General features: G+C 44.5%; 24 protein-coding genes. 10 read left to right on the top strand and 14 right to left on the bottom strand.

The window, feature by feature from the left end:
- Positions 1-5 precede the first annotated feature (5 nt).
- Positions 6-1484 (top strand): sodium:solute symporter, encoded by a 1479-nt coding sequence (locus GJS45_RS17255; RefSeq protein ID WP_162343102.1) that lies wholly within the window; start codon positions 6-8, stop codon positions 1482-1484.
- 9 nt (positions 1485-1493) lie between these two features.
- On the opposite strand, the gene GJS45_RS17250 is transcribed toward GJS45_RS17255, so the two are convergent.
- Both GJS45_RS17250 and GJS45_RS17245 read right to left on the bottom strand, forming a co-directional pair.
- On the bottom strand, positions 1494-2153 hold the full coding sequence (locus tag GJS45_RS17250; protein WP_162343101.1) for an MCP four helix bundle domain-containing protein: 660 nt from the start codon (positions 2151-2153) through the stop codon (positions 1494-1496).
- 198 nt (positions 2154-2351) lie between these two features.
- On the bottom strand, positions 2352-4451 hold the full coding sequence (locus GJS45_RS17245; RefSeq protein ID WP_235954839.1) for an ATP-binding protein: 2100 nt from the start codon (positions 4449-4451) through the stop codon (positions 2352-2354).
- A 549-nt stretch (positions 4452-5000) separates the two neighbouring features.
- Here GJS45_RS17245 and pgi point away from each other — a divergent pair.
- On the top strand, positions 5001-6647 hold the full coding sequence (gene pgi, locus GJS45_RS17240) for a glucose-6-phosphate isomerase (RefSeq protein ID WP_162343099.1): 1647 nt from the start codon (positions 5001-5003) through the stop codon (positions 6645-6647).
- A gap of 22 nt (positions 6648-6669) precedes the next feature.
- Here the strand turns inward: pgi and GJS45_RS17235 are convergent, their stop codons facing one another.
- Complete coding sequence (locus GJS45_RS17235; RefSeq protein ID WP_162343098.1) at positions 6670-6951, bottom strand: TIGR03643 family protein; 282 nt, start codon at positions 6949-6951, stop codon at positions 6670-6672.
- A gap of 21 nt (positions 6952-6972) precedes the next feature.
- On the opposite strand from GJS45_RS17235, the gene GJS45_RS17230 reads away from it, so the two are divergent.
- On the top strand, positions 6973-8454 hold the full coding sequence (locus tag GJS45_RS17230) for a cryptochrome/deoxyribodipyrimidine photo-lyase family protein (protein WP_235954835.1): 1482 nt from the start codon (positions 6973-6975) through the stop codon (positions 8452-8454).
- A 2-nt stretch (positions 8455-8456) separates the two neighbouring features.
- Here the strand turns inward: GJS45_RS17230 and GJS45_RS17225 are convergent, their stop codons facing one another.
- Complete coding sequence (locus GJS45_RS17225; RefSeq protein ID WP_162343096.1) at positions 8457-9575, bottom strand: DegT/DnrJ/EryC1/StrS family aminotransferase; 1119 nt, start codon at positions 9573-9575, stop codon at positions 8457-8459.
- A gap of 163 nt (positions 9576-9738) precedes the next feature.
- Here GJS45_RS17225 and GJS45_RS17220 point away from each other — a divergent pair, with 163 nt between their 5' ends.
- On the top strand, positions 9739-10584 hold the full coding sequence (locus GJS45_RS17220) for an alpha/beta hydrolase (RefSeq protein WP_162343095.1): 846 nt from the start codon (positions 9739-9741) through the stop codon (positions 10582-10584).
- A gap of 116 nt (positions 10585-10700) precedes the next feature.
- Here the strand turns inward: GJS45_RS17220 and GJS45_RS17215 are convergent, their stop codons facing one another.
- Complete coding sequence (locus tag GJS45_RS17215; RefSeq protein ID WP_162343094.1) at positions 10701-11681, bottom strand: hypothetical protein; 981 nt, start codon at positions 11679-11681, stop codon at positions 10701-10703.
- 350 nt (positions 11682-12031) lie between these two features.
- On the opposite strand from GJS45_RS17215, the gene GJS45_RS17210 reads away from it, so the two are divergent.
- Genes GJS45_RS17210 through GJS45_RS17200 form a run of 3 tightly spaced genes read left to right on the top strand, consistent with a single transcriptional unit; the run spans position 12032 to position 13960 of the window.
- On the top strand, positions 12032-12523 hold the full coding sequence (locus GJS45_RS17210; protein ID WP_162343093.1) for a QcrA and Rieske domain-containing protein: 492 nt from the start codon (positions 12032-12034) through the stop codon (positions 12521-12523).
- Positions 12520-13071, top strand: a complete 552-nt coding sequence (locus GJS45_RS17205) for a YceI family protein (RefSeq protein WP_162343092.1) — start codon at positions 12520-12522, stop codon at positions 13069-13071. The genes GJS45_RS17210 and GJS45_RS17205 overlap by 4 nt, the downstream gene beginning before the upstream one ends.
- A 1-nt stretch (position 13072) precedes the next feature.
- Positions 13073-13960 (top strand): DUF5777 family beta-barrel protein, encoded by an 888-nt coding sequence (locus tag GJS45_RS17200; protein ID WP_235954833.1) that lies wholly within the window; start codon positions 13073-13075, stop codon positions 13958-13960.
- Between the two features lie 39 nt (positions 13961-13999).
- On the opposite strand, the gene GJS45_RS17195 is transcribed toward GJS45_RS17200, so the two are convergent.
- The 5 genes from GJS45_RS17195 to GJS45_RS17175 form a co-directional block, all read right to left on the bottom strand.
- On the bottom strand, positions 14000-14956 hold the full coding sequence (locus GJS45_RS17195) for a sodium-dependent bicarbonate transport family permease (protein ID WP_162343091.1): 957 nt from the start codon (positions 14954-14956) through the stop codon (positions 14000-14002).
- 33 nt (positions 14957-14989) lie between these two features.
- Positions 14990-15505 carry a hypothetical protein gene (locus GJS45_RS17190; RefSeq protein ID WP_162343090.1) on the bottom strand — a complete coding sequence of 172 codons (516 nt, stop codon included), beginning with the start codon at positions 15503-15505 and terminating at the stop codon, positions 14990-14992.
- A gap of 140 nt (positions 15506-15645) precedes the next feature.
- Positions 15646-16569 (bottom strand): LysR family transcriptional regulator, encoded by a 924-nt coding sequence (locus GJS45_RS17185; protein WP_162343089.1) that lies wholly within the window; start codon positions 16567-16569, stop codon positions 15646-15648.
- Positions 16570-16739: 170 nt separating this feature from the next.
- The gene (locus tag GJS45_RS17180) at positions 16740-17357 is read right to left on the bottom strand and encodes an NADPH-dependent F420 reductase (protein WP_235954832.1); all 618 of its coding nucleotides are present in this window, start codon (positions 17355-17357) and stop codon (positions 16740-16742) included.
- Between the two features lie 215 nt (positions 17358-17572).
- Positions 17573-18874, bottom strand: coding sequence for an MFS transporter (locus GJS45_RS17175; protein WP_162343088.1), 1302 nt, complete (start codon positions 18872-18874; stop codon positions 17573-17575).
- Between the two features lie 113 nt (positions 18875-18987).
- Here GJS45_RS17175 and GJS45_RS17170 point away from each other — a divergent pair, with 113 nt between their 5' ends.
- A complete protein-coding gene (locus GJS45_RS17170) occupies positions 18988-19659 on the top strand; it encodes an FAD-binding oxidoreductase (protein WP_162343087.1) in 672 nt (223 codons plus the stop codon).
- Positions 19660-19922: 263 nt separating this feature from the next.
- Here GJS45_RS17170 and GJS45_RS17165 read toward each other — a convergent pair whose 3' ends face one another.
- The 3 genes from GJS45_RS17165 to GJS45_RS17155 form a co-directional block, all read right to left on the bottom strand.
- A complete protein-coding gene (locus GJS45_RS17165) occupies positions 19923-20987 on the bottom strand; it encodes a sensor histidine kinase (protein WP_162343086.1) in 1065 nt (354 codons plus the stop codon).
- Positions 20988-20995: 8 nt separating this feature from the next.
- Positions 20996-21685, bottom strand: a complete 690-nt coding sequence (locus GJS45_RS17160) for a response regulator transcription factor (RefSeq protein ID WP_162343085.1) — start codon at positions 21683-21685, stop codon at positions 20996-20998.
- A 149-nt stretch (positions 21686-21834) separates the two neighbouring features.
- A complete protein-coding gene (locus GJS45_RS17155) occupies positions 21835-22629 on the bottom strand; it encodes a DUF3108 domain-containing protein (protein WP_162343166.1) in 795 nt (264 codons plus the stop codon).
- Positions 22630-22813: 184 nt separating this feature from the next.
- Here GJS45_RS17155 and recA point away from each other — a divergent pair, with 184 nt between their 5' ends.
- The gene (recA, locus tag GJS45_RS17150; protein WP_162343084.1) at positions 22814-23863 is read left to right on the top strand and encodes a recombinase RecA; all 1050 of its coding nucleotides are present in this window, start codon (positions 22814-22816) and stop codon (positions 23861-23863) included.
- A 33-nt stretch (positions 23864-23896) separates the two neighbouring features.
- Here recA and GJS45_RS17145 read toward each other — a convergent pair whose 3' ends face one another.
- A complete protein-coding gene (locus tag GJS45_RS17145) occupies positions 23897-25141 on the bottom strand; it encodes an ABC transporter permease (RefSeq protein WP_202928116.1) in 1245 nt (414 codons plus the stop codon).
- A 117-nt stretch (positions 25142-25258) separates the two neighbouring features.
- On the opposite strand from GJS45_RS17145, the gene queA reads away from it, so the two are divergent.
- Positions 25259-26308: a tRNA preQ1(34) S-adenosylmethionine ribosyltransferase-isomerase QueA gene (gene queA / locus GJS45_RS17140; RefSeq protein ID WP_162343083.1), complete on the top strand. Its 1050-nt coding sequence runs from the start codon at positions 25259-25261 to the stop codon at positions 26306-26308.
- Positions 26309-26385: the final 77 nt, after the last annotated feature.

Below are 26385 nucleotides of genomic sequence, written 5' to 3'. Positions count from 1 at the left end.
ATAGGATGAGTCTCCCCATTATTGATTTAATTGTTTTTTTAGTTTACATGCTGGCCATTGTTTTGTTTGGAGCCTCTTTTTATTTCAAAAAGCGGACCTCAAATGATTTTATTACCGGAGGAGGGAAGCTTCCTTCCTGGGCGATTGGCATGTCCATATTCGCTACTTTTGTCAGCAGTATCAGTTTTCTTGCGTTACCTGGAAATGCTTACCTCTCCAACTGGAATGGGTTTGTTTTTAGTCTTTCCATTCCCATCGCTGCTATCCTTGCCGTGAAATTTTTTGTACCCCTCTATCGGGGTATAAAAAGCCCCTCAGCTTACTATTACCTGGAAACCAAGTTTGGTAGTTGGGCCAGAACCTATGCTTCCATCTGTTATTTGTTAACCCAATTAGCCAGAATGGGCGCGATTATGTATTTGCTGGCATTGCCTATGAATGTGCTTTTTGGTTGGAGTATTCCGGTCATCATTGTGATAACCGGTATCAGCGTATTGATTTATGCGATTATGGGTGGTTTTGAAGCCGTTATCTGGACAGATGCCATACAGGGTATCATTTTGATTTCCGGTGCTCTTGCCTGTTTGGGGATCATCTTTTTCTCCATGCCGGAAGGTCCCGGGCAGGTTTTTACCATCGCTTCGGAAAATAATAAGTTTAGTTTAGGGAGTTTTGGATTTAGCCTTTCTGAAGCTACTTTTTGGGTCATTCTGATCTATGGCCTTTTTATCAATTTACAAAATTTCGGAGTGGACCAAAACTATGTACAGCGTTATCTTAGTGCCAAAACCGATAAGGAAGCGGTGAAATCCACTTTGTTGGGCAGTTTGCTTTATGTGCCGGTTTCCCTGTTGTTTTTCTTTATTGGTACGGCTTTGTTTGCCTATTACCAAGCCATGCCGGGGTTGCTACCCGAAGATTTTAGCGGGAGCGAGCATGCTGACAAGGTGTTTCCCTATTTTATTGTCAATGGCCTGCCCGTTGGCATGACCGGATTGCTGATTGCTTCCATTTTTGCAGCTGGAATGAGTACCATTTCAACCAGTATTAACAGCTCAGCAACCATTATTTTGACGGATCATATTAAGAAATACCTTTCACCGGACCTGCCTGAAAAGTCCGAAATGAAGGTGTTGGTTATCGCATCCTTGGTAATGGGTTGTCTGAGCATTCTGATTGCCATCGCTTTTAACGGAGTAGAGAGTGCGTTGGATGCCTGGTGGGCACTGTCGGCGATATTTAGTGGAGGTATTTTAGGCTTGTTTTTGCTGGGCTATATTGGTAGAAACATTCGAAGGAAATATGCCGCTATTGGTGTGGTTTTAGGGGTGTTGCTGATTGGCTGGATGAGCTTGTCGCCGGTTATCTTTGAAAAAGGCATGGCTTTCAGGAGTCCTTTTCATGCTAACCTAACCATTGTTTTTGGTACGTTGGTTATTTTCCTTGTTGGATTTCTGCTTTCCGCCTGGGCGAATAGAAGGTAGGGTTTCAAGTTATTTCGAATAACTTTCCTTTTTTTCGATGCCCCTGGATGAATAGATCAGCATGCTAATGATGATCAACAGTACAAATAGCACCGCATATTCAAATTGAAGCCATATATCAGATCGGGCTTTAATTCGGTAACTGAGATTGGTGAGTTTTTCGCCCTCTCTCAGCTGAATTTTTGACAGCTCTCGAAGGTCATAAAACACCCTTTCAAAGTCGGTATTGAATTTATCCACGCTTGTTTGGTAATTCTGTTCGGACTTTTCCAAATTGGTAAAGTAGCTTTCAATTTCCAGCTTGTCGGCGACCAGGCTCTTAAATTCTTGTAAGTATTCGGACTCCTTCGGCGTGAGGTGGGTTTTTTCAAAATCTGATATAATATTCAGAATCTGTTCATGATAATCCATTACCTGGTTTTTTACAGAAAGGTACTGATCCAGCGATTCTGTATTGGCGACAATCAGGCGCATCCTGAAGAGCAATTCAGTGATATTAAAAATATAATCCTGAACCACCAATCTGTCTTCATAAACCGTCACAAAGGAAGCCTCCAACTCATCCACGTTACTTTTATCGACCAGACTTTTTGCAAAAATTAAAAACAAAACCAAGGATAAAGCGATGGCTATCTTGATTTTAAAGGCTTTGAAGGAACTGTCGCTCATTTCATTCGGGTTTAGATTATTTATTTGGATTTGCGGTGTTAATAAACGCCCGCGGCACGAAATTAACTGAGAAAACCGCGTTTGTCAATTAGTTTGAAAATAACAGGGTGGTTTTTGGTCTAACACAACTCTCTAAATAAATAAAGGGAAAAAAATTCAAATTAGCAATTTACCCTGGAAGAATTAATGCCCCGAGGGTTAGGCGATTGGTAAGGTGAAGGTGAAGGTGCTTCCTTTACCCAACTCACTTTCTACATGAATATCTCCTCCATTGATTTTGACAAAGTCCTTGGTTAACTGAAGCCCCAATCCGGTACCTTTTTCTCCGGCCGTTCCATACCGGTTTTTTTCTTTAAAGGCCGGGGTAAATATTTTGGTCAGCGTCTGACGATCTATACCTATCCCATCGTCTTGAATGGAGATTTCCCAATAGGAATCATCTACCTTTTTACTAGTGATAGAAATGTTACCTCCCCGATTGGTGAATTTTAGCGCATTATTGATCAGGTTTCTCAAAATCAGGTTGCATTGCTCACGGTCTACCAGGCAGTCCGTATGGGCTTCGAGATTATCGGCGATGCTGATGTCTTTCGCCTCCGATACCGGTTTGTAAAGACTCATTATTTCCTTTAGAATTTTATTGATGGATACCTTTTCCGTGTCGGTAACGATGCCTTTCATTTGTCCTTTGGCCCAGTGGAGCAGGTTAATTAAGGTGAAATGAACCTGTTCTACTTCGTTTCTCAATTGTGCAGACACCAAAAGAAACTCCTCCTGGGTCAGTTTTTCGTCTACTACGTATTGCATGAGCCCTTTCAGGCTGTTGATCGGGCTTTTCAAATCATGGCCAACGATGCTAAATAATTTATCCTTCGTCTGGTTAACCTCGAACATTTGGTTAGCTACTTTTTCGATCTCATTTTTTTGCAGTAAGATTTTTTTATTCAGTTTCTCCAACTCATTTTTCTGCGTGGTGACCGTCTCCCTGGCTTTTATTTGAGACTTGATTGATCGTAGTGCAATAAAAAAGGCAACCAACAGAATTACCAGAATGATGGTCACTCCGGTACGTAGTCGCTGTTCCATTCTGGCTTCATTTCGAAGCTCTGTTTCCCGCCGCGCCTGAAGAAATTCGGCTTCCTTTTTTGCCAGCGCGTATTCGGTTGTGAGTTTTTGAATTTCTACTTTTGTGCCCTCATTCAAAATACTGTCCTGATAAGCTTTGTGCAATTTAAAATGATACAAGGCTTTTGAGGGATTGTTTTCTCCTTCGTACAGTTCACTTAGCAGCAAATGAGCTTTTTGTACCTCCCCTTTCAAATGGCTTTCCAGTGCCACTTCAAGACCTTCTTCAATAGTTTTTTTGGCCGCAGTTAGGTTTCCCAGCTTCATTTGAGTTTCGCCGATTCCTAACAGGTCGTATGAGATGCCTACTTTGTCATTTCTTTCTGTATCCAGCCCCAGGGCGGTTTCAAAATGAAAAAGCGCCTCCTCAAATTTCTCCTGCTCCAGGTAGATATCCCCTATGTTAAAGTGACAAACGGAAACCAATTGCCTGTTGTCTATATCCTCCCCAATTTTCAGGGAAGCCTGATAGTTTTGAAGCGATTTTTCCAGTGCTCCATTTTCTTTGTATACCTCTCCTATATTGGCCATCGAATAGGCCATTCCGGGTACATTTTGGATTTGTTTGCGAATTTCCAATGCCCTATTGTGGTAGCTCAAGGCCTTCTCAAAGTCCCCTAAATCCAAAAAAACCAACCCAAGGTTGCTGAGCGTCTTACTTTGCTCGTTTTCTGACAAATGTTGCTCTTTAATTTCCAGCGCCCGGAGATAGGCCGTCACTGACTCCTCCAAAAGCCCCCTTTCGTAATAGTTTAGGCCAATACTATTGTTTATATTGGCCATGCCTCGCCAGTACTGGATTTTCTCGGATAAATGCAGGCCTTCCTCAAAGAACCCCATGGCCTGTTCGTACTCACCACGAAGGTTATGATAAGCACCGATATTACGATAAGCATCTATGATACCCTCGGTGTATTCCACCTTTTCGCTGGCTTCCAGGCTTTTCATTCCCAAAAGGAAAGTGCTGTCAGGATTTAAATTATAGTATAGCTCTGCCAACTGATTGATAAAATCGATATAGGGCTTGTCAGGCGTGAAATTTTCTTTGTTTTCTATCGAATCGATTTTGGTTTTGATGGCATCAATCGCTTCTCTTTGACCGAAAGAAAAATGTGACCACAATACGGCTGCAGTGGTGGCGGTCAGAAAAAATAGTTTAAAATTTAAAATCACTTTCAAGATTTATGGTATTTGACTTCTCAGATCAATGTTTCAATAGGTCGCAAAAATGATGCAAATATGGGGACTCGATTTTATTAAAGGTCACCATTCCCATACGGGTCAATTCCCTTTTATTTAATAGTTAATAATATACTAAATTTAACGATGGTTAGAAATGTTCTGATATTTTTAATTCAAATAACCTATCCGATATTCTGTCTCCCTGGTCTTGAATAGGGCTCAATTTATTCATTTTGATCCAATTATTATTCGATTTGAAAAATTTGACAGAAGAAATATGTGATTGGTAACTAACTAGTATAATGGAACAGAGGAGACTGGATTTAGCCCTGGTGATTTGCGAAAATTGAGGGTTGGAAATTTCAAAATTTTGGTTCCTGAATTCTTCGAGTCAGGCATTCAAAATCCAGTTTTTAGGATGACCTGGGTCATTACCCGATTTTAGCTGTTCTTTTTTCCGGCTGGCATTTTTAGAATCTTATTTTTCTTGCGGACATTTATTTTTAGTTTTACTCCTTTAACGATGAACATACCAGTCCTATGAAAAATATAGATCCAAGTAATACCAAGGCATGGAAAGCACTTAAGGAGGCTTCTCTATCAAATATTGAAATAAAAAAATTATTTCAGGATGATGCAAAACGGTTTGAGAAATACCAGGTAAGGTTTAAAGATATCCTGTTGGATTATTCCAAAAACCGGATGGATGATTCCATCAGGCAATTGTTGCTTGACCTGGCTGGGCAGACCGACCTGAAAACCGCCATGGAGTCCATGTTTACCGGGAAATTGATCAATGGCACGGAAAACAGAGCCGTACTTCATACAGCACTCCGAAACCGGTCAGACGCTCCGGTCTACGTGGACGGGAAAAATGTTATGCCAGAAATCAACCGTGTATTGGAAAAGATGAGGGTGTTCTCTGAAAAAGTTTCCAAAGGGGTATGGAAAGGCTATACTGGAAAACCCATCGATTCCCTGGTAAATATCGGCATCGGGGGCAGTGACCTGGGACCGGTGATGGTTACGGAAGCATTGAAGCCTTATCAGCATCCTCATATCAAAACCTATTTTGTATCCAATGTGGATGGTTCTCATATTACTGAAGTGCTGAAACAGGTTAACCCTGAGACAACCTTGTTTTTTATTGCCTCAAAGACCTTTACCACACAAGAGACGATGACCAATGCCCATACAGCCCGGGATTGGTTTTTGGAAAACGCCCACCATAAAGATGAAGTAGCCAAACATTTTGTTGCCCTTTCCACGAATGGAAATGCGGTTCGGGAGTTTGGAATTGATTTGAACAATATGTTCGAGTTTTGGGATTGGGTAGGAGGGAGGTATTCCCTCTGGTCCGCGATTGGGCTTACCATTTCCTGTTCGGTAGGGTTTGATAATTTCAGAAAACTGCTGGAGGGTGCGCATGCCATGGATAACCATTTTCGGCAGGAACCCTTCGAGCAGAACATTCCCGTACTTTTGGCCCTGATTGGAATCTGGAACACCAATTTTTTGGGGGCAGCTTCGGAAGCCATCCTACCCTATGATCAGTACATGCACCGGTTTCCGGCCTATTTTCAGCAGGGAAACATGGAAAGTAACGGTAAATGCATCGATAGGGAAGGAAATCAAGTCAACTATTCCACCGGACCAGTCATCTGGGGAGAACCGGGCACTAATGGGCAGCATGCCTTTTATCAGTTGATCCATCAGGGCACGCAGTTGGTTCCCTGCGACTTTATTGCCCCTGCACATACTCATAACCCCTTGGGAGATCATCACCTTAAATTGATGTCAAACTTTTTTGCCCAAACGGAGGCACTGATGAATGGAAAAAGCCTGGAAGAGGTGCAACAAGAAATGGAGAGGGAAGGGAAAGCACCTGAAATAATCGATAAAATTGCCCCTCACCGTGTGTTTGAAGGGAATCGACCGACCAATTCGATCCTTGTCAAGAAGATAAATCCGGCTACCCTTGGCGCATTGATCGCCATGTATGAGCACAAAATTTTTGTGCAGGGGGCAATCTGGAATATCTACAGCTTTGACCAATGGGGAGTAGAATTGGGAAAGGTTTTGGCCAAATCCATCCTGCCTGAATTGGCCTCACCGGAAAAGGTCAGCGGACATGACGCGTCTACCAACGGCCTGATAAACGCGTTCAAAAATTTCAGAAAAGAATGAGGTGGAGCCATCCGAGCAAAGCTTAGGTGATCTGGTTATTGCTAATGCTCTTTTGGCGGGTTGACTTAAATCGAGTGTTTCCAGTTGCTGCATTAAGCTTTTGGTGCTTGGTGGCTCTGTTTTGTACCCTTTTTCTCCACATTCGGAAAGAGCTCTCCTTTAATTCCCTGCGCATAAGCTTGATTACGTCTTTTTCCGGGAGGTTAAATTGCTGGTAGATGGCATCGAAAGGGGTCCGGTCTTCCCAGGCCATTTCAATGACCCGGTCTGTATCCTCGGGGGAAAGGTGAATGCGATCGCTCATGGGTTGTAAACTTTTTTTTCCGTGTATGGTTTTCGGGATATGGAAAAAATCAATGTGGTTTGGTTTAAACGAGACCTTAGGCTTAAAGACCATGCACCATTGAAGCATGCCCTTGAAGAGGGGCTTCCCATTTTGCTGGTCTATTTTGTAGAACCTTCTTTAGTACGGGCGTCTCAAAGCAATATCCGCCATTGGAAATTTATCTATGAGAGTTTGGTCGACCTGAATCAATCGCTTGCGGTAGTGGGGGGCAAAATCCACCTATTCCATGAGGAAGTCATTCCTGCCTTTGAGCAAATACAACAGCACTACCAATTGAATAAATTGTTTTCGCACCAGGAAACAGGCATAGCGATTACCTATCAGCGGGATAAGGAAGTGAAACGTTTCTGCCAGGTGAATAAGGTCATCTGGCAGGAATGGCAACAAAATGGCGTTCAGCGTGGTAGAAAAAACCGGAAAGGTTGGTCTGCTCAATGGGAAACATTTATGAATCGATCTCTTGAAAATCCAGCCTGGGAAAAGGGGGATTTCCTGAATCCCGATTTTTCTGAAATTTCAATGATGCAGAAACCTTTAGACTGGATGAAGCATTCTCCCTTTACCCTGCAGCAAGGTGGGGAGAACCGAGCGCATCAATACCTTAAAAGTTTCCTGGAAGGGCGGGTAGAAAACTATAGCCGTTTTATCAGTAAACCGGAAGCGAGCCGGAGGAGTTGTTCCCGGTTATCCCCTTACCTGGCCTGGGGAAACCTTTCGGTAAGGCAGGTCTTTCAGGCAGCAGAATCCTTGCGAAAGGCGGGCAAATGTACCGGACCGATCCGGAATTTTCAATCCAGGCTTAGATGGCACTGCCATTTCATTCAAAAATTTGAAATGGAAGAAAGAATGGAATTTGAACCGATCAACCAGGGATTTATGGACTACGGTTATGAGGAAAATCCCGAGTGGCTGAAGGCCTGGAAAATGGGAAAAACAGGTATCCCGCTGGTGGATGCCTGCATGCGTTGCCTTATACAGACAGGCTATGTGAATTTTAGAATGAGGGCCATGTTGGTGTCTTTCCTAACGCATCATTTGAACCTGGACTGGAGAGCGGGAGCGGATCATTTGGCACAGTTATTTTTGGATTTTGAACCGGGGATCCACTATCCACAATTACAGATGCAGGCTGGCGTGACGGGAGTCAACCAGGTGCGGATTTACAATCCGATAAAACAGTCCGGAGATCATGACCCTGAGGGTGTTTTTATAAAAAAATGGGTACCGGAACTGGCCTCGCTGCCCTTTCCCTATTTTCATGAACCATGGAAAACGCCCCCGATTGAGGGGCAAATGGCGGGGTTTACCTTGGGAGATACCTATCCTTTTCCAATCATGGATCCGGAAAAGGCCGCAAGGTTGGCGAGAGAAAAAATCTGGAAGGCGCAATCCCTCCCGGATGTAAAAAAAGAGGCCAAACGAATCTTAGCCAGACACACCCTGTCCCTGCGTTGGAGGTGAGATTACCAGTTATTGATGCTTGTTATTATATGCCGGATATTGTCATCTGAGAGTGTTGGATAGAGTGGCAAACTCAGGGTTTCCCGGTGGATTTTTTCCGTTACAGGTAAGGCTCCGGGGCTCATGCCCTTTCTGAGCGCAAGCTGACGGTGAGGAGGAGTGGCATAGTGAACGGCCGTCTCGATGCCCTGTTGGTCCAGGTAAGAAGCCAAGAGCTTTCTTTTTTTGGTCAAGACCGTAAAAAGATGCCAGGTATGATGAAAATCCTGGTTTTCGGGCGTTGGAAGAAGTATGTCGGGATGGCTAATGTTGCTCAAGTAATTATTTGCCAAAGCCATCCTTCGTATATTGTCCTGATCCAGGTAGGGTAATTTCACCCGCAGTGCAGCCGCCTGGATTTCAGCCATTCGGTAATTGGTACCGGCATAGGTATAACAATGCTTTCCCGTTCTTCCATAATGCCTCAGTGCCCGGATGATGGAAGCTAATTCCGGATCATTGGTAGTAACGGCTCCCGCATCTCCCAGGGCCCCCAGATTTTTGGTTGGGAAAAAACTGTGGGCAGCTGCATGGCCTAAATTACCCGTTTTCCTCCGCTCGAACCGGCTTCCAACTGCCTGGGCATTGTCCTCAATCAATAGCATGCCTTGAGATTCTAAAAGGGAGGCAATCCCTTTGGAATAAGCGGTTCTTCCATAGAGGTGAACCATCACCATCGCTTTGGTTTTCGAGGTAATTTTTTTTTCCAGGGCCCCGGCTGTCGGCAGGAAGGAAGGAATTTCCGGATCTATCGGCACAGGCACCAGGCCTTGATTGACAATGGCCAGAAAGGTAGCAATAAAGGTATTGGCTGGTAGCAGTATTTCATCGTTTTTTTGAATGCGTCCCATCTCCAGGTATGCTCTGAGAATCAGTTCCAGGGCATTGGTTCCATTGCTCAGGCCGATGGTATGGCTGGTTCCAATAAAAGCACTAAATTCATTTTCAAATTGCCGGATTTGTTCCCCTACCACATACTGTCCGCTGTGGACCACTTCCAGGATGCGTTGGCTTAATTGAGGTTCAAAACGACCATTAACTGCCTGCAGGTCCTGAAATTTAATACGTTTTGTGGGTATCATTCGTAAGGTTTTACAATTGATCTGTTACATTTGAGCGGCGAACCATCGAAAGGAAAAGGATCAGGATATGCGCCTCTATTTCGCTTAAAAATAAAAATCACACCTTAACCTGTCAGGAAGTGGCCCGACTATTTTTGTTAAAGTTAACTAATAAACAGAAATCATGTTAAAGTATCTTTCAGTAATGCTGCTCTTTCTGGCGGCTTCCTGTTCCTTCAAAGGGATCACCGTTTCTGAAAACATAACCTATATGGAGGAGGGATTTTTGGGAGCATTGCCCGAAAAGCAACTCAACATCTTTGCCCCCCAAAAAACCAGGCAGCCCCTACCGGTTCTGGTGTTTATCCATGGCGGTAGCTGGCGTTCAGGGAGCAAGGAGCGGTACGGGTTTTTTGGCAGGCGCATGGCCCGGCGGAATATTGTGACGGTCATCATAGATTATCCGTTAAGTCCTGATAACCAGGTCCAGGCCATGGCGCTGGCGACTGCCAAGTCCCTTGATTGGGTGGCTGCCAATATTGCGGACTATGGTGGGGATCCGGAAAGGATTGTGGTTTCGGGGCATTCGGCGGGAGGTCATCTGGCGGCACTCGTAGCTGTTAGGGACATTTATTTTGACAGCTTAGCCGTAGAAAGTCCCGTGGCGGGGGCGGCCTTGATTGATGCGGCGGGATTGGATATGTACCATTACCTGGTAAATCAAAATTACGAGCCGGGAACCTCTCATTTGAAAACCTTTACAAATGACCCCAAGATATGGAAAGAGACCTCACCCATTTATCACCTACACGGGGACATGCCGCCCATGCTGATAATGATGGGTGGAAAGACCTATTCCAGTATTTTGGAGGGTACCGATCGGTTTATGGAGGACTACAGGGACCATGTACCGAATCCAAATTATAACGTTCAAAAGAACAAAAGGCATATCCCCATGATGGTGCAGTTTTTTTATACTCCCGGAAGGGCTTTCCGCTGGGTAAGGGATTTTGTGAAAGAAATCGACTAAGCTTTTTCCGATCGGAAATGCAACTTTGTCCTTTAAGTCGTTGGTTTGGCGACGGGTTTTTAGAAGGGAAATAGCCTAATAGCGCTTTCCTGGAGGCTGTTATTACCGCCAGCTAATCAGTTTGCAGGCCGTTGAGATTGGGAAAACACCTCAATTCTGGTCTCACCTTCCAACTGGTAAGGAGCCGCCAATAGTTCCAAATAGCCATCGGCCGTCACCACCAAACCTGCGGCCGCCTTAAAATCAACCGTTTTTCCTGGGTAAAAAAACTTGCTGGACAATTTACGAATTCGGGCAGGTGAGTTTTCTAATATCAGTTGATACAGGTCAGCAACCTGTTTACCGTCGTTAATTTTGGTCGTACCTATCAGGTATAGCTGCTCTTTCTGATCGGTAAACAAGTTTATGTTTTGATAGGAATACCATTCCGTATCTGACCAGGAACTTCGGGCTTCTGTATCCGTGTCAATACTAAATTCAAGTGTAAAATCGCCGGTTCCCCGGAAAAATTCAGCTTCCGGGCAGGTGTATATATCCAGGTTCTTACTGTCCCAGTTGGCCACCAGCAGCCAAATTTTTTGCCGGTAGGCGGTTAGTCCAACGGCTCCTGCGGTTACTCGTTGGTAGTCGCCGGTTCGTTTCACGCTATACACCGGGTTAGACCAGGGTCTTCGGGAATTCAGATCATAAATTTGTACAACCGATACGTTTCGTTTTTGATTGTCCTCAATTCCTACCGCAAGGTAATGGTCGAAAACCTGAAATCCTCCGGCGTGCCGGAAAGGGGAATTCATCAGCCCATTGATGGCCATGGTTTGTTCCCGTTTGAGGTTTGCCGCTACCAGGTAACTTTTCGATTCAGCACTTCCACTCATAAAAAGTGTTGCATCGCCATACCTTTGAATGCCCTGAAGGTGCCCCCCTTCTGACTCAAATTCAAGGTTATTTTTCAGGGTAACGGTGCGGGTAGGGGTACTGCTTAATGCTTCAAAGGACTGCTCTAAATCAGGCAGGACAGGGGATGGGCCCGATTGTGCCAAGGTGCAATCACCTAGCGCAAAGAGGAATGCCATCAAAATAGCAGGGAAACACTTCATGGGTGGATAGTCTTTGGATGCCTTAAAATAGGTGGTACCCGGGACATTTGCAATGGAAACCGATGTGCGGCGTAAGGAAATGCCGGTCAGGGCTTGAAATCGGGGGCACTTCCGGAGTTGTTTTTTTTACCGCTTGAAAAAATCCTATACGAATTACTGATTTTATTTTTTACCGAAACATGGCTTCTGGCTGATGTTACCAAATCTGAATAATCGTCCATCTAATTCTGAGTTTACAGGTCTTCGTTTCATTTGTTTTTCAATTATATCGTATCGGATTCAATCCGCACAGACGGTCCAGCTCGTAAATGGCTCTAAAGCATAGAATGCGAAGCCAAAAAATAAGGATTATGGAAAAGAGACCAATAGTAAAACAAGGAAGACTGGAAATAAACCGAAGGGATTTTCTGCAGAAAACAGGTTTGCTTTCGGGGATGGCCGTTTTTGGAATAGGGTTTTTTACAGGCTGCACTGAAGCGGAAGACATGCTCCCCGATAGTGATGGGGACGAAGACAAAAATGGAATCCAGATTGATCAGCAAGGGGTAACCATTGATTTGGCACGAAACGAAAGCCTGGCAGCATCAGGTGGATGGATGCTAATTCGGGAAGCCCAGTTGCTGGTAGTGAATCTGGAGGGGGAATTCAGTGCATTGACCTCCGTATGTACGCATTCCCAATGTGATCGAAACTGGACTTTTGGGGATCGGATTTTTACCTGTACCTGCCATGGATCCCGATTTGATGCTTCCGGACAAGTGGTTAACGGTCCAGCTACCCGGCCCCTGACTGCTTATCCCATAAGTCGGGAGGACGATCATCTTAAAATCACTTTATCATGAGTTGGAAGCGGTTATGGTTACTTCCCTTGGTCTACTTGCTTCTGGTGGAGGAGGCCTTGGCTCAGGAGTACCAGACAGAAACCGGGGAAGTGGTTTTTTTATCCTCCGCATCCCTGAACGAATTTACCGGCGAGTCCGGAAAGCTCAATGGGCTTTTGGATCTCGATACCAACACGTTTGATTTCTACATTGACCTCAATACCCTGGAGACAGGCATCGGGTTGCGGGACCGCCACATGCGTGAAAACTACCTGGAGACAAAGGAATATCCCTTTGCTGAATTTTCTGGAAAATTTGAAGAATCGGGGCAGCTAAATTTAAATCAACCAGTGATGGTAAAAGCGGTGGGCACCTTTAAAATACATGGTCAGGAAAAAGACTTGGTTATACCTGGAAAGGTAACCAAAATTTCTGCATCAGAAGTGCTTCTGGAAGCCGAATTCCAGGTGAAATTAAGTGATTATGACATCGCCATACCCCAACTAATGTTTTACGAATTGTCTGAAATTCAACAAGTCACCATCAAAGCCATCTTAAAAAATGAATGATATGAAACGGATAACCAAATCGCGTAGGCTACTGACTGCTGTTGGGACCTTGCTGTTATTCTTAATTCAGGGAGTTTCCTTTGCACAATTGGAAAGGAAATTGGCAACGGAGGATCGCAAAACGGACCTCTTGTTTCATGCTCCTCGCCACATTAACCTGCTTACGGTGGAGGCATTGGATAAAAATACGCTTCATTTTGCCATCATGCACACTTTTGGTCCGGTAAATGGAGGGATTCGAAACCTTTATGGCCTGGACCACGGGGCAAACATTCAATTTAGCTTTGAGTATGCACTTGAGGATAAGTTTTCCCTGGGAGTTTCCCGATCAGGAAGGGACAAGTTTTACAACCTGTATGGAAGGTACCACCTGCTGGAGCAGACCGAAAGTGGTAAAATGCCTTTTTCCCTTTCACTGATGGCCGCAGCGGGTGTAAACACCGTGGACTATGGCTACTTGCAGGAAAATAACCCCGATTTTGCCCAAAGGAGTAGTTTTGCAGCGCAGGTAATGCTGGCAAGAAAAATCACTGATCAATTCAGCCTTCAACTGAGTCCTCTTTTGGCCTATTTTAACAGCCCAATACCGGCCTATTCCATAGAAGGAGATCAGCAGCTATATCTGGCCCTGGGGTTTTCCGGAAAATACAAGGTGACCCCCATGTCCTCCCTTACCTTGCAATGGATACCCAATTTGAATAATGGATTGCGAAATAATGTGGGCGTTGGTATCGATGTGGAAGCGGGAGGACATGTTTTTCAAATGTATTTTGTCACCTCCCCGGCACTGAACGAACAATACCTGTTGGCAGGAGGAAATGGTGTTCCCGGAGAAGAATTTCGTCTCGGATTCAATGTAAACCGCATCTTTGCTACCGGAGGAAACTAGCGAAGCATTTTGTTTTTTTTGGAAATGGTCATTAGGTGTTTATTGGATAATCATAAAATAGATGGGAAAGCCAATGGTGATATTTACCGGGAAGGTTACTGCCAGGGCCATGGGCAGAAAGATGCCAGGGTTTGCTTTGGGAACGGCCATTTTCATCGCGGCCGGCACCGCTATGTAGGAGGCCGAGGCAGCTAGGATCGCCAGCATAAACCGATCCCCGGGTTCGGGACTGACCCATTCGCTGAGGAATGCTACCAGCGAACCATTCAGGATTGGGATTATCACCGCAAAGGTGCTTGTAAACCATCCCGATTGAAGAAAATCCTTCAGTTTTTTACCACTGGTGATTCCCATATCGAGCAAAAAGATCGCCAGAAAACCTTTGAAAATATCGGTGGTAAAGGGTTTGATGCCTTCGGCTTCCTGTTCATTGGCAAGAAATCCAATGACCAGGCTTCCTAAAATCAAAAAGACGCTGCCATTGGTGATGGAGTGTTTTAGCAAATTCCCAAGGCTGGCCTGTTTTCCATTTCCATTTCCAAACCACCGTATTAGCAGTACCCCCAAAATAATAGCAGGTGCTTCCATCAGTGCCATGATGGCCACCATGTGTCCGCTGAAATCAAGTGTCTGCATTTCCAGAAAACTAGCGGCGGTTACAAAGGTGACAGCGCTAACCGAACCGTAGGCGGCCGCGATGGCTCCGGCATTTTCCACCCCCATGCGTTTTTTCAATATAAAAAACGTGTACAGTGGTATGATACAGGCCGTAGTCATTCCAAAAAGGATGGCCCATACGATTCCCATCTCAAATTGGCTATGTGCCAGTTCCTGGCCTCCCTTAAAACCTATAGCGAATAAGAGGTAAAGGGATATAAATTTCGAAGAGTTTTCGGGTATTTTCAAATCACTTTTGAGCCTGACAGCAAGAATCCCAAGGAAAAAAAACAACAAGGCAGGGTTGGTCAGGCTTTGCAGAAGCAATTGCACATTCATAGTTTCGAAGTAGGAGGGTACTGGGGATAAATTTTAGACAGCGGAGTAGACGGTATTGCCCCTTTCCGGTACAGCCGGGTTGATACATTCCGTGTGTTGGGTTGAGGGGTCGACCAGCAGTCCGGTGATATGTATGCCCCCTTCCCGTATTAACCCTTGAAATAGGGGATGATGGGCAATTTGATAGCTGAGGTCCTCGATATGGATCAAAGCCAGCTGCCTCACTTTTTCTTTTTCTGATTCAAAGCGATTGATCTGGTAGTAGTGATCAATATAGAGGTCAAACAACTGCTTTTCTGAAAAAGTGGTCAGTGTTTTCGAATGATTAATTACGTTGCTTTTTAGGGGGCAGTTCAGGTCGTGAACGATGGTAAGCTGGTCCACAGGCTCACAACTCAAGAAATCCGCTAATTTTTCAATAAACGGCAATTCATCGAACCGGAATACAGACCCTAGTGCGGTAAGGAAAAAATGATGGATTCCGTATTTTCTTTGGATAAAGTGTTCAGATAAACCGAGCGGACAAACTAAGTAAAGGTTGTTTTGCATGGGACAGCTATTTTTGTTTCATGCAAACCTATAAATGAATTATTATTAATGAAAATTTATATTTATTATAAAAAACATAAAAATAATTTATATTAATACTAATGTTTTGGCTTAAAGTAACTTATGGGATGGTGATTGCCTCAATACTTCAGGTACCAATCAAAATTCTTTTGGATCAAGGTACTGGCTTCGTGTTTAATGTGGGAAATGAATGCCTGAGCGACAGGACTGTGTTTTTTTCCTTTTACCCATACCAATTGCCACATGGTAGCCATGGGTAATCCTGTTACAGGGAATATTTTGATGTCCCCGTTATTGAGCTCGTTTTTTAGTCCGATGAGTGGCATAATGGAAAAACCCAGCCCTGCGATGACGGCCTGTTTTACGGCTTCGTTGGATGTCAGTTCCAGTTTTTTGGCGATCGCCCAATGGTTTTGTTCCACAAAGGACTCCATCATCTGTCGGGTTCCGGAGCCTTTTTCCCGGTAGATCCAGTTCAATTCGTCAAATTGTGCTTCCAGGGAGCGGCTTTCATCAAACGAGGATCGGGAATTACCTACCATGTACAGCTTATTTGGGAGCAAGTCTATGTGCTCCAGGTTCAGCTTTTTAGGAAGTATTGATACCATGGAAAAATCAACCTCGTTGTCCTCCAGGCTTTCGACCACGCGTTGTTTGTTCGTTACGTCCATAAGTAATTCCACCCCTGGATTTCTTCTCAAAAATTCAGAGAGGAAGTAAGGCATCACGTACTTGGCGGTGGAGACAATGGTGATTTTCAGTCTCCCTGCCAGTTGTCCTTTGTACTGCAAGGATTTCTGATTGATGCCATTGACCTGATTAATGATCTCGGCAGCCGCTTCTGCGATTTCTTTCCCAAATTCAGTAATGTATATTTTCCTTCCGACTACCTCGGTCAGCGGAATATCGAACTGCGCCTGAAAGTTTTTTAATTGAATGGAGACCGCTGGTTGAGTGAGGTGTAATTGCTCCGACGCTTTGGTTACGCTCTGGGTTTGCGCTACCTTTAAGAATACCTGAAGTTGATTTAATGTATAATGCATTGCTTATAAATTCCACTTCAAAGATAGGCATCTATTTATTTTTTCGGAGCCCCGATGAAAAAAAATGCCCCCTCAAGGACACAATCTAGGAGGAAGTAAAGCATGGAAAGATTTAAGAAGTTTTAAAAATGCCCTTTTTAGTGTAAATCCTGACCTGATCGATGATTGAGCTATACCGAAATTAGCTTAAAGTGACATTGGCTGTTTTGATTTTGCTGGTGTGCTATTTTCATTTTCAGGTGATAGAAGGCTTCCAATAGGTGGGCACTATCGTAGGCTCCCGCATCAATGGCTTTAAAACCGGCCAATTCGATCCATTTTTTTACCTTGGCTTTATTTTCATTGTTTTCCCCACAATAGTAGGTTTCTTGTATCACTCCCAGTGGATCTGAATTCGGATAGTCCATGCCCAGGTTATTAAAGGCCTTATATAAATTTTTATCTCCCAACTGCTCCTGAATGAGAGAGGTATTTCCAGCGTTTCCTTCGGTATACGAACTGTTGGTGCAATCGATGATGATGGTGTCGGGATTGTTTTCTTGAAGCAGCGAGTCACAAATGGACGGCAAGCATTCGTTTTCGCAACATATAAAAACAATGTCCGCTTTTGCGATGGCATCTGAATAGGGTAGTACTTTATCCAGTAATTTATTGTAAATTTTCCATTCGATGTCCTTGATTTCAAAATTCGTTTTCACCCCAAAAATCACTTCAATCCCCCTGTTCATATACCGGTTTCCCAGGCTTCTTGCCAGCTTACTTTCTCCTAAAATTGCGATATTCATCATGTCAAAATCGATTTATTTTCTTACCCACGTTCACTTCTCTCAATAGATTTGTAGAAGAAATATAGTGAATAAATCGGGAGGCGTAAAATAATATAATGAATAAAATGTATTTATAAAATAAATTACAATAATCAAGGGTTGTAAATCAGTTTAGGCTACATAAAATTTTAGATGGATTTAAAGCCTTACTAACGAATCAGGGAAAATGGGGTATTTCAATCCTGTGCTTCTGCTAACCGACTCCCTAAAATGGCGGCCATAAGCAGTAGGGCCGAAAAAATCCAAAGCATGGGCTGAATACCAAAAATTCCTGCCAAGCTTCCGAGACCTGCTCCAATTAATGTGAACATGCCAATGGCGGTATTGGAAAGGGATACGTAGGAAGGCCGGTCCTTTTCGGGGGCAAAATCTACCAGGTACGTTTTTCTGCTTAACCGGGCACCGCCATGAGCCATGACCTGTATCAGAAATAGAACCGCAAACGTGTAGCTATTCTGAAGGAAGGCGGGCCAAAGTGGAAACAAGGCCATCAGCGCAATGTTAACCATTCCCAATAGCGCGATGACAATCATGAGTTTTTTGCTGGACCGATCGGCAAATCTCCCCCAGAAGGGGCTGCTGATGACACTGCCAATTCCCGCAGCCAGCACCATTATCCCCAGATTACTTACTTCTTCCCCGATTTCGACTCTCCCCAGCAGCACAAAAAACGGTTGGGCCAGGGGAATGGCCATCAATAAGCCCCGGGTAACAATGAACATCCGTAAGTTTCGGTCTTCCTGCCAAAAGGTCCAGGCCTTTTTAATTTCCTGAATAGGCGTTCTGCCGCCTGAGGTTGCCCCGGGCTCCTCGTGGATAAGACTGAACAGAAACCCGGACAATACCCAAAGGATTGCCCCGGAAAGAACCAGCATAAACAGGAATTCCCGATCGCTGTTTTTAAAAAAATCGGCCAGAATTAAACCGCCAACCAAGAGCGTCAGAATGCCCCCAGTAGTAGCCCGCATGGCGAGCAGTTGCCCCCTTTTTCCTTTCGGCGTGGTCTTGGCTGTTACGTCTTTAAAACTGATGCTGGCGACTCCACTGCTAATGCTAAACAAGGCCAGGCAGACCAGCAACAGCCAGCCGCCCAAGGCGCCATCCAGGTTCCAGACCACAAAGGCCATGGCCAATAATGCCAGTGCCTGAATCCAGGCAGGGATGACCCAAAACCATTTTCTTATGGGAAAGGAACGGATTTTTGCGGATACTACCAATTGCGGTAATAGGGATCCGGCATCCTTGATGGGGACCAAGGCTCCCGAAAAGGCTGCAGGGACTCCCATAGCCGCCAACACCCAGGGAAGGGTGGTGCCGGGACTAACCAGTTGTCCTGCCAATTTGGACAAGGCACCGCTACCTACATTTTTGAAAAAATTAGAAGGTGTTTCCCGGCAGGCTTCCTCGGAAATATTGGCACAAGCCCGTACTTCACCCTCATCTGTGATCCATTCGTATACGCGCTCGCTTATTTTCATATTTGATTTGGAAATACACCGGTCACGAAAGTAAAAATTCCCTCGAATATTTCCATTCTTGGATTAATGTTTGCTACATAACTGATAGGTTTTTAACAGAAATAAATGCTATTATGGAAAATTTTAAAGTAAAAATTTTAGATAAAAAACAAGTTACGCACGATACCTTCGCTTTTCAGACGGAGAAACCCAAGGGATATTCCTTTGAACCGGGACAGGCTACCGAAGTGAGTCTGCTTAAAGAAGATTGGGCCGAAGAAAAGCGACCTTTTACGTTTACTAGTCTGCCATCAGACCCAAATCTGGAATTCACCATCAAGACCTATACGGATCACGAGGGAGTGACCAAGCGGCTGCGAGAGGCCGTTCCGGGTGATAGCCTGGAGATTGGGGATGCCTGGGGTGCGATCTCCTATAAGGGAGAAGGGGTGTTCATTGCCGGAGGAGCCGGAGTCACTCCGTTTATCTCCATCTTCCGAGACTTGCGTCAAAAAAATCAAATCGGTAATAACGAACTGATATTTGCCAACAAGACCAATGATGATATCATTCTTTTTGAGGAATTAAAAACCATTTTGGGTCACAAATTCCATAATATCATCGAAAAGCAAGCAGATACGGCCTACGACCAGGGAAGGATCAATAAGGCTTATTTAGAAAAGAAAATCAGCAGTTTCAAAAACCGTCATTTTTACCTTTGTGGGCCGGAAGGTTTTATGAAAGCAGTTGAAAAAGCACTGGGAGAGCTGGGCGTGAAACCCGACTCCCTTGTGTTTGAGCAATAGGAAGAAGTTGAATTTAGATAAAGCCTGGCGTATCATATCCATTCGCTCCGGGGTGTACGTATGGACACCAGCGAATCGACTGGTTGATAATCCGATGCCGGATAGTAGATTTCATCTCGCTGCGGCCGCTGCGTGAACCCGTTTTTTTGCAGCGTCCGCAAAGGATTCGTTAGGGGCTGTGGCGGGTGGTTTCATTTGAACCTCCTTCGGGTCGGGCAGTTGAATTCCCCGGAATTTGACCAACAGGGGCTGGCAATATTTCTTTAGCCCTTTTTTTCCAGCCCTACCGGGCTACTTCCGGTCGGCAGGTCAAAGCTGAAAACCGAGCCCTTACCGACGATGGAACTTACGGAAATGGTGCTTTTGTGGCCTTCCAGAATGTGCTTGACAATGGCCAGGCCCAGGCCCGTTCCACCTTTCTCCCGGGACCGGCTTTTATCTACCCGGTAAAAACGTTCGAAAATACGCTTCAGGTCCTCGGGATGAATGCCCATGCCCTGGTCTTTTATTTTGACCGTTAGGTGGTTTTTATGGCTTTTTAACTGGATCGTGACCTCCCCTCCGTCTTTGTTGTATTTGATGGCGTTGGAGACCAGGTTCTGGATCACCCGGAATATTTTCTCCCGGTCGGCATGCGTGAAATAACGTTCCTCCGAGGAATGCTGAAAATGGATCTGTATATCCCGTTTGTGGGCCTTGCCCTCCAGTTGCTCAATCACTTCCAAAATGGTTTCCCGTAGGTCAAAATGGACCGGATGAAAGCGGATAAAGCCACTTTCGATCTGGTTGATGGTGATCAGATCCTGAACCAGGTTATCCAGGTTGTTCAGGCTTTTGGCGGCCCGTTTCAGAAATTTATCGCGGACGGTATGGTCTTCCACTGCTCCGTCCAGAAGGGTATGGATATAGCCTTGCGCGGCAAAAATTGGCGTTTTTAGCTCATGGGAAATATCCGCAATAAATTCCTTCCGGAAGGTTTCGTTTTTTTGAAGGGTTTCGATTTCCCGGTTTTTTGCTGCGGCATATTCGTTGATGTTGGTTTGGATGCTTTTTAAGGGGGGTAGGGAGGCTTTGATTTTTTTCACACCTTTGAAAGACAGGTCCTTCCGCTGGATTTTTTCCAGTACGTTGTAAATATTGCTGATTTCCTTAAACACCAGAAATTCCAGGCTTAGGTGGATGAGCAGGTAAGAAATGGAGAAGGAAAGCGCGCCGGATGCCAGCAAGACCATAGCCCCCACTTCATCAATCAGGGACAAAAAGGCCACCAAAAGCAAGGCGATGGCTACGGCCAGTACAAACGCGATTCCCCTGGAAGTACTGAACATGCCCGGCCTTAAATTAAATTGAACTTGTAGCCGACACCTTTTACAGTAAAAATATAGTCATCGCCAATTTTTTCCCGAACCTTTCGGATGTGAACGTCTACTGTCCGTGCCAGCACAAACACGTCGGCTCCCCAGATGTTTTTGAGCAACTCATCCCGGCTGAATACCATGTTGGGGTTCTTTGCCAGAAAGTAGAGCAGTTCAAACTCCTTTTTGGGAAGGATGATGGTCTTACCCGCCTGAGAAATGGTATAGCTGCTACGATCGATGACCAGATCCCTGATTTCAATTTTAGTACTGTCGGGTTCTTTTTTATTTTCCCGGCGAAACAAGGCACCTATGCGGCTAACGAGTGCCCTCGGTTTGATCGGTTTGTGGATATAATCGTCCGCCCCCACATCAAAGGCGGCTACCTCTGAATATTCCTCGGAGCGTGCCGTTAAAAAGATAATGAAGGTGTTTTTTAGCTCGGGAATATCCCTGATTTGCCGGCAGGTTTCGACCCCGTCCTGATTGGGCATCATGATGTCCAGCAGGATGACATCGGGTTGGAAGGTACGGGCTTTTTTGACGGCCTGTATCCCATCTTGGGCAGAGCTTACCTCGTACCCTTCTTTTTCCAGATTATAGGTGACGATTTCGATGATATCTTCTTCGTCGTCCACTACCAGGACTTTTAACTTTTGTTTGTCACTCATGGATTGATAACAACAGTAAATTAAAATTGAGTTGCAAAGGTAGGTAAAATATAAAAAATAGCTTTATATCCCGAACGGATTGATCAGAAGAATGGTAAATTTTTGAGATGAATTTAAAATGTGTTAGGCTACTATTAACCAGGTGTTAATCAATTGTTACGTAATCCTTCGGCGGATACAATGTCCATGTTGATGGAACCGACCACCATGCTGGCTTTAATCTTTACCGGTATCCGGTTTTCATCAGCCGTAATCCACATTTTGATAGGCTTTTTGCCTCGGAATAATTTATTACTTGGCATCACCGGGCTGAATACATGGGTGTCAAAATCACCCAGGGAAGTGGATACCTCATCTTTACCCTCGTATATTAACTTTAGGTTATAATTTTTTTCATCGAAGAATCCCTTTATGCTAATTTCATCCCCCTTTCTCAATCCTTGAAAATCCATGGTCCGCAGCAAGTAATACCCGCTCACAATATCCTGTACCTGGTAAGGCACATCAAATTTCTGCGTTTTAACCAGGTTTTCATTTTCCCGGTCGTACAGTTTCACTTCGGCTTTCCCATCATCCTGGTCAAAATCAATGACTTCGTGTTTACGATAATTGCCTTCTTCAATGTGACGGTAAGAGCGGTAGGGGACGATTCGGGCCGTGTCAATGTAGGTGCCCCAATTATCTTTCACATAAAATAGTTTGAAAATATTAAGCGTTTTGCCATACACATCAATTTTATAGGCTGGCTTTCCATTTACCCGGTGGATATCATCCGAAATCACCATTTTTGCTTCTGCGGCATTTATAAAAAAGTAGCTGACATTAAAGGTAAGCGTTTCTCCTTTGCCAAACGCCTGGTTTTTTCTTGCCGGTACCGGGTCAGGTGCCTGGAAATGTACCAGTAAAAGGAGCGTTAGGAAGATGGTTTGCAGCTGTAAGACCATGCGTTTTTTAAAAGCGTTTACTTCAAAGTCCGTACCATTTTGACTATCAATGCCAGGGACTGGTTTCTTCAAAGCTATACTAACGAAATCGGAAAACAATGGTTATCCGGAGTTGTGAATGATCCCTCGAATGTTTACTTTCACATTATCAATTGAACGATTTTAACTTCTGAAGATACATAGTATGAGTGCGAACACTGAGAAATTAAAAGCCTTGCAGCTAACGCTGGATAAGCTGGAGAAAACCTATGGCAAAGGTACGGTAATGAAACTGAGCGATAATGTGGTGCTGGACGTGCCAGCCATTTCTACCGGTTCCCTCGGCTTGGACATGGCATTGGGAATTGGCGGCGTACCCAGAGGGAGGGTGATCGAAATATATGGACCGGAATCTTCCGGTAAAACCACCCTTTCCATGCACTGCATCGCCGAGGCCCAAAAGGCAGGTGGTCTGGCCGCTTTCATCGATGCGGAGCATGCCTTCGATAAGTCCTATGCGGAAAAGCTCGGAATTGACATCGAAAATCTGCTGATTTCTCAGCCGGATAGTGGGGAGCAGGCCCTGGAGATTACCGAACACCTGATCCGGTCTGGAGCCATAGATATTATCGTGATTGACTCGGTGGCCGCACTGGTTCCCAAAGGAGAATTGGAAGGCGAGATGGGTGATTCTAAAATGGGTCTTCAGGCCCGATTGATGTCACAAGCCCTGCGTAAACTGACCGGCGCTATTAATAAAACAGGCTGTGCCTGCATTTTTATTAACCAGCTCCGGGAAAAAATTGGGGTGATGTTTGGTAATCCTGAAACCACCACCGGTGGTAATGCGCTGAAGTTTTATGCTTCGGTACGGCTGGACATACGAAGGATAGGCCAGATCAAGGAAGGTCCGGATAATATTTTGGGCAACCGAACCAAAGTGAAAGTGGTGAAAAACAAGGTTTCTCCGCCTTTTAAGGTCGTGGAATTTGATATCATGTATGGTGAGGGCATTTCCAAAGTCGGCGAAATAATCGATTTGGGTGTGGAATTCGAAATTGTAAAAAAGGCAGGCTCCTGGTTCTCCTATGAGGGAAATAAATTGGGACAAGGAAGGGATGCTGTCAAAACCTTGCTGCTGGACAATCCGGAATTAATGGAAGAACTGGAGCTTAAAATCAAAGAAAAAGCAGGCATACTGAAGGATAGCAAGGAAAAAGCCAAATCCAACGGAAAAAGTAAAAAAGAAGAATAGTCAATAGCGGATATCTTCGGATTCCGGTAGTCGTTAGGCCGTACGGATAGCTTCTACCGGATCCATTTTGGCCGCCATGGAGGCGGGAATGATACCCGAAGCAATCCCAATGGCCGAAGATAATCCGATTCCCAACAGTATATTTTTAAAGCTAAGGATAATTTCAAGATTGCCCAGGGAAATAAACGTGGTCCCAAAGACGATTAACAATCCTGCCAATCCGCCGATAAGGCTCAAAAAGGTGGCCTCAAAGAGAAACTGCAGGAGAATAAAATAATTCTTTGCACCCAGCGATTTTTGAATGCCTATAATGCCGGTCCGTTCTTTAACGGATACAAACATGATATTTGCGATTCCAAAACCACCGATCAATATCGAAAACCCCCCAATCACCCAGCCGGCGATGGAAATAACGGCAAAAATGGAACCCACGGCATCCTGGATAAACTCCGATTTGTTCAACGCAAAATTATTCTCTTCGGTAGGTTTTAACCCTCTTTTTGCCCGGAGCAATCCGGCCATTTCGTTTTCCAAATAAATCAAACCCGGGTCATCTTCCGTGCCTTTGGCAGCAATAATGGGTTCGATTCCGTTTTTGCCTACATAAAACAATTTACTAAAGGCACCATAAGGCACCAGCAAGGCTTCGTCTTTGGAAGGAGTATCAAAGAGACCTTCCCCTTCTTCTTCCAGAATGCCCACTACGATAAACGTTAATCCTTTGATTTTAAATTCCTTTCCCAGGGGGTTTTGGTTGGGAAACAAGGCATCGGCAATTTTGACACCTATAATCGAAACATTTCTGGAGGAATTGATTTCCATTTGGGTAAAAAAGCGTCCTTCCTGTAGGGGAATATCGTATACTTCTTTATGATTGTAAACCACCCCGTCCAGATTGGCCATTTCGTATGCGTTGCTTCCTGCCTTTACCGTGGTTCGGGTGTTGGCAAAGATGGTTACCGAAGCAGCACTTTTGAGTCGCTCATCCAAAAAAGAATATTCGGAATAGTTACCAGGCGGTCTCCTGAAATACCGCCACCAGGGGTATTCCTGGGGGCCGGAAGAAAAAGGAAACCGGTCTACCCGGATGACGTTACTACCCAGAAAGGTAAGGCTGTCCTTGATGTTCCGTTCCAGAGAATCTACCAGGGTAAAAACAGCAATGATGGCAAAAATCCCCACCGTTACACCTAGCAATGAGAGGATGGTCCGTGTGAGGTTGGACTTTAATGCTTGCATTGCAAAGCGAAAACTTTCCCAAATAAAACGAAATACCATCAATGTTAAGATGATGTAAAATAATTCCACAAGATAAGTAGAATAAAGGTAAATTCTTACTATCTTTGCATTTTTTACGATAATTACGTTCACTCGTTATTTCCAAAATTAATACACATGAAGTTATCTGATTTCAAATTTGAAATTCCTAAAAAACTTATATCCTTACATCCTCCGGCAAACCGAGATGAGTCCAGATTGATGGTGATTCATCGCGATACCGGAAAAATAGAGCATAGGGTTTTTAAGGATATCATTGAATATTTTGGGGAGGGCGATGTATTCGTCACCAATAATACCAAAGTATTTCCGGCCAGGCTGTATGGAAATAAGGAAAAAACAGGAGCGAAAATTGAAGTTTTCCTGCTTCGGGAATTAAACCAGGATCTCAGACTTTGGGATGTGCTGGTGGATCCTGCGCGAAAAATACGTGTTGGAAACAAGTTGTATTTTGGCGACAGCGATCTGGTAGCGGAGGTGATAGACAATACCACTTCCAGGGGGAGAACCATTCGGTTCCTGTTTGATGGCACGGATGAAGAATTTTACAAAACCATTGACACGCTCGGAGAGACACCGATACTGAAAGAATTTATTGAACGGGATGTGGTCGATTCGGACCGGGAGCGCTATCAGACCATTTTTGCCAAACACGTGGGGGCTGTTGCAGCACCTACTGCGGGCCTGCATTTTACCCCTCATCTGTTAAAAAGGTTGGAAATCAAAGGAGTGGAAGTCAGTCCGATCACCTTGCACATTGGTCTGGGTACTTTCCGTCAGGTAGACGTAGAGGACCTTACCAAGCATAAAATGGATTCGGAGAATTACGATATACCCCAGGAGACCGTAGACTTGGTTAACAAGTCGCTGGATGCCAAAAAAAGAGTGGTAGCCGTGGGGACCACTTCTTTGAAAACCATAGAATCTTCTGTGACCGCCAATGGCCGGCTGAAGTCAAGTAGTGGCTGGACAGATAAATTCATCATCCCTCCTTATGAATTTAAAATTGCCAATGCACTGATCACCAATTTTCATTTGCCAGAGTCCACCTTACTAATGACGGCATCTGCCTTCGGCGGATACGATTTGATAATGAAAGCATACAAGGAAGCCATCAAAGAGAATTATAAGTTCTTTAGTTATGGTGACGCCATGCTGATCTTATAAAGCTTTTCAGGCTGTTAATAAAAAATCCTGTCGGTAAAAGCGACAGGATTTTTTATTTGCTCCTATTTTTACTGTGG

This window comes from Cyclobacterium salsum (assembly GCF_010119245.1).
Classification (GTDB): domain Bacteria; phylum Bacteroidota; class Bacteroidia; order Cytophagales; family Cyclobacteriaceae; genus Cyclobacterium; species Cyclobacterium salsum.
The sequence above is the reverse complement of the archived record's forward strand: the minus strand, read 5'-3'. Positions and strand labels throughout refer to the sequence as shown.

Bases quoted from the DNA above. Each gene is read 5' to 3' on its own strand.
- GJS45_RS17255 (WP_162343102.1), top strand. From the start codon at position 6: ATGAGTCTCCCCATTATTGATTTAATTGTTTTTTTAGTTTACATGCTG.
- GJS45_RS17250 (WP_162343101.1), bottom strand. From the start codon at position 2,153: ATGAGCGACAGTTCCTTCAAAGCCTTTAAAATCAAGATAGCCATCGCT.
- pgi (WP_162343099.1), top strand. From the start codon at position 5,001: ATGAAAAATATAGATCCAAGTAATACCAAGGCATGGAAAGCACTTAAG.
- GJS45_RS17235 (WP_162343098.1), bottom strand. From the start codon at position 6,951: ATGAGCGATCGCATTCACCTTTCCCCCGAGGATACAGACCGGGTCATT.
- GJS45_RS17225 (WP_162343096.1), bottom strand. From the start codon at position 9,575: ATGATACCCACAAAACGTATTAAATTTCAGGACCTGCAGGCAGTTAAT.
- GJS45_RS17220 (WP_162343095.1), top strand. From the start codon at position 9,739: ATGTTAAAGTATCTTTCAGTAATGCTGCTCTTTCTGGCGGCTTCCTGT.
- GJS45_RS17215 (WP_162343094.1), bottom strand. From the start codon at position 11,681: ATGAAGTGTTTCCCTGCTATTTTGATGGCATTCCTCTTTGCGCTAGGT.
- GJS45_RS17210 (WP_162343093.1), top strand. From the start codon at position 12,032: ATGGAAAAGAGACCAATAGTAAAACAAGGAAGACTGGAAATAAACCGA.
- GJS45_RS17205 (WP_162343092.1), top strand. From the start codon at position 12,520: ATGAGTTGGAAGCGGTTATGGTTACTTCCCTTGGTCTACTTGCTTCTG.
- GJS45_RS17200 (WP_235954833.1), top strand. From the start codon at position 13,073: ATGAAACGGATAACCAAATCGCGTAGGCTACTGACTGCTGTTGGGACC.
- GJS45_RS17195 (WP_162343091.1), bottom strand. From the start codon at position 14,956: ATGAATGTGCAATTGCTTCTGCAAAGCCTGACCAACCCTGCCTTGTTG.
- GJS45_RS17190 (WP_162343090.1), bottom strand. From the start codon at position 15,505: ATGCAAAACAACCTTTACTTAGTTTGTCCGCTCGGTTTATCTGAACAC.
- GJS45_RS17185 (WP_162343089.1), bottom strand. From the start codon at position 16,569: ATGCATTATACATTAAATCAACTTCAGGTATTCTTAAAGGTAGCGCAA.
- GJS45_RS17180 (WP_235954832.1), bottom strand. From the start codon at position 17,357: ATGATGAATATCGCAATTTTAGGAGAAAGTAAGCTGGCAAGAAGCCTG.
- GJS45_RS17175 (WP_162343088.1), bottom strand. From the start codon at position 18,874: ATGAAAATAAGCGAGCGCGTATACGAATGGATCACAGATGAGGGTGAA.
- GJS45_RS17170 (WP_162343087.1), top strand. From the start codon at position 18,988: ATGGAAAATTTTAAAGTAAAAATTTTAGATAAAAAACAAGTTACGCAC.
- GJS45_RS17165 (WP_162343086.1), bottom strand. From the start codon at position 20,987: ATGTTCAGTACTTCCAGGGGAATCGCGTTTGTACTGGCCGTAGCCATC.
- GJS45_RS17160 (WP_162343085.1), bottom strand. From the start codon at position 21,685: ATGAGTGACAAACAAAAGTTAAAAGTCCTGGTAGTGGACGACGAAGAA.
- GJS45_RS17155 (WP_162343166.1), bottom strand. From the start codon at position 22,629: ATGGTCTTACAGCTGCAAACCATCTTCCTAACGCTCCTTTTACTGGTA.
- recA (WP_162343084.1), top strand. From the start codon at position 22,814: ATGAGTGCGAACACTGAGAAATTAAAAGCCTTGCAGCTAACGCTGGAT.
- GJS45_RS17145 (WP_202928116.1), bottom strand. From the start codon at position 25,141: ATGGTATTTCGTTTTATTTGGGAAAGTTTTCGCTTTGCAATGCAAGCA.
- queA (WP_162343083.1), top strand. From the start codon at position 25,259: ATGAAGTTATCTGATTTCAAATTTGAAATTCCTAAAAAACTTATATCC.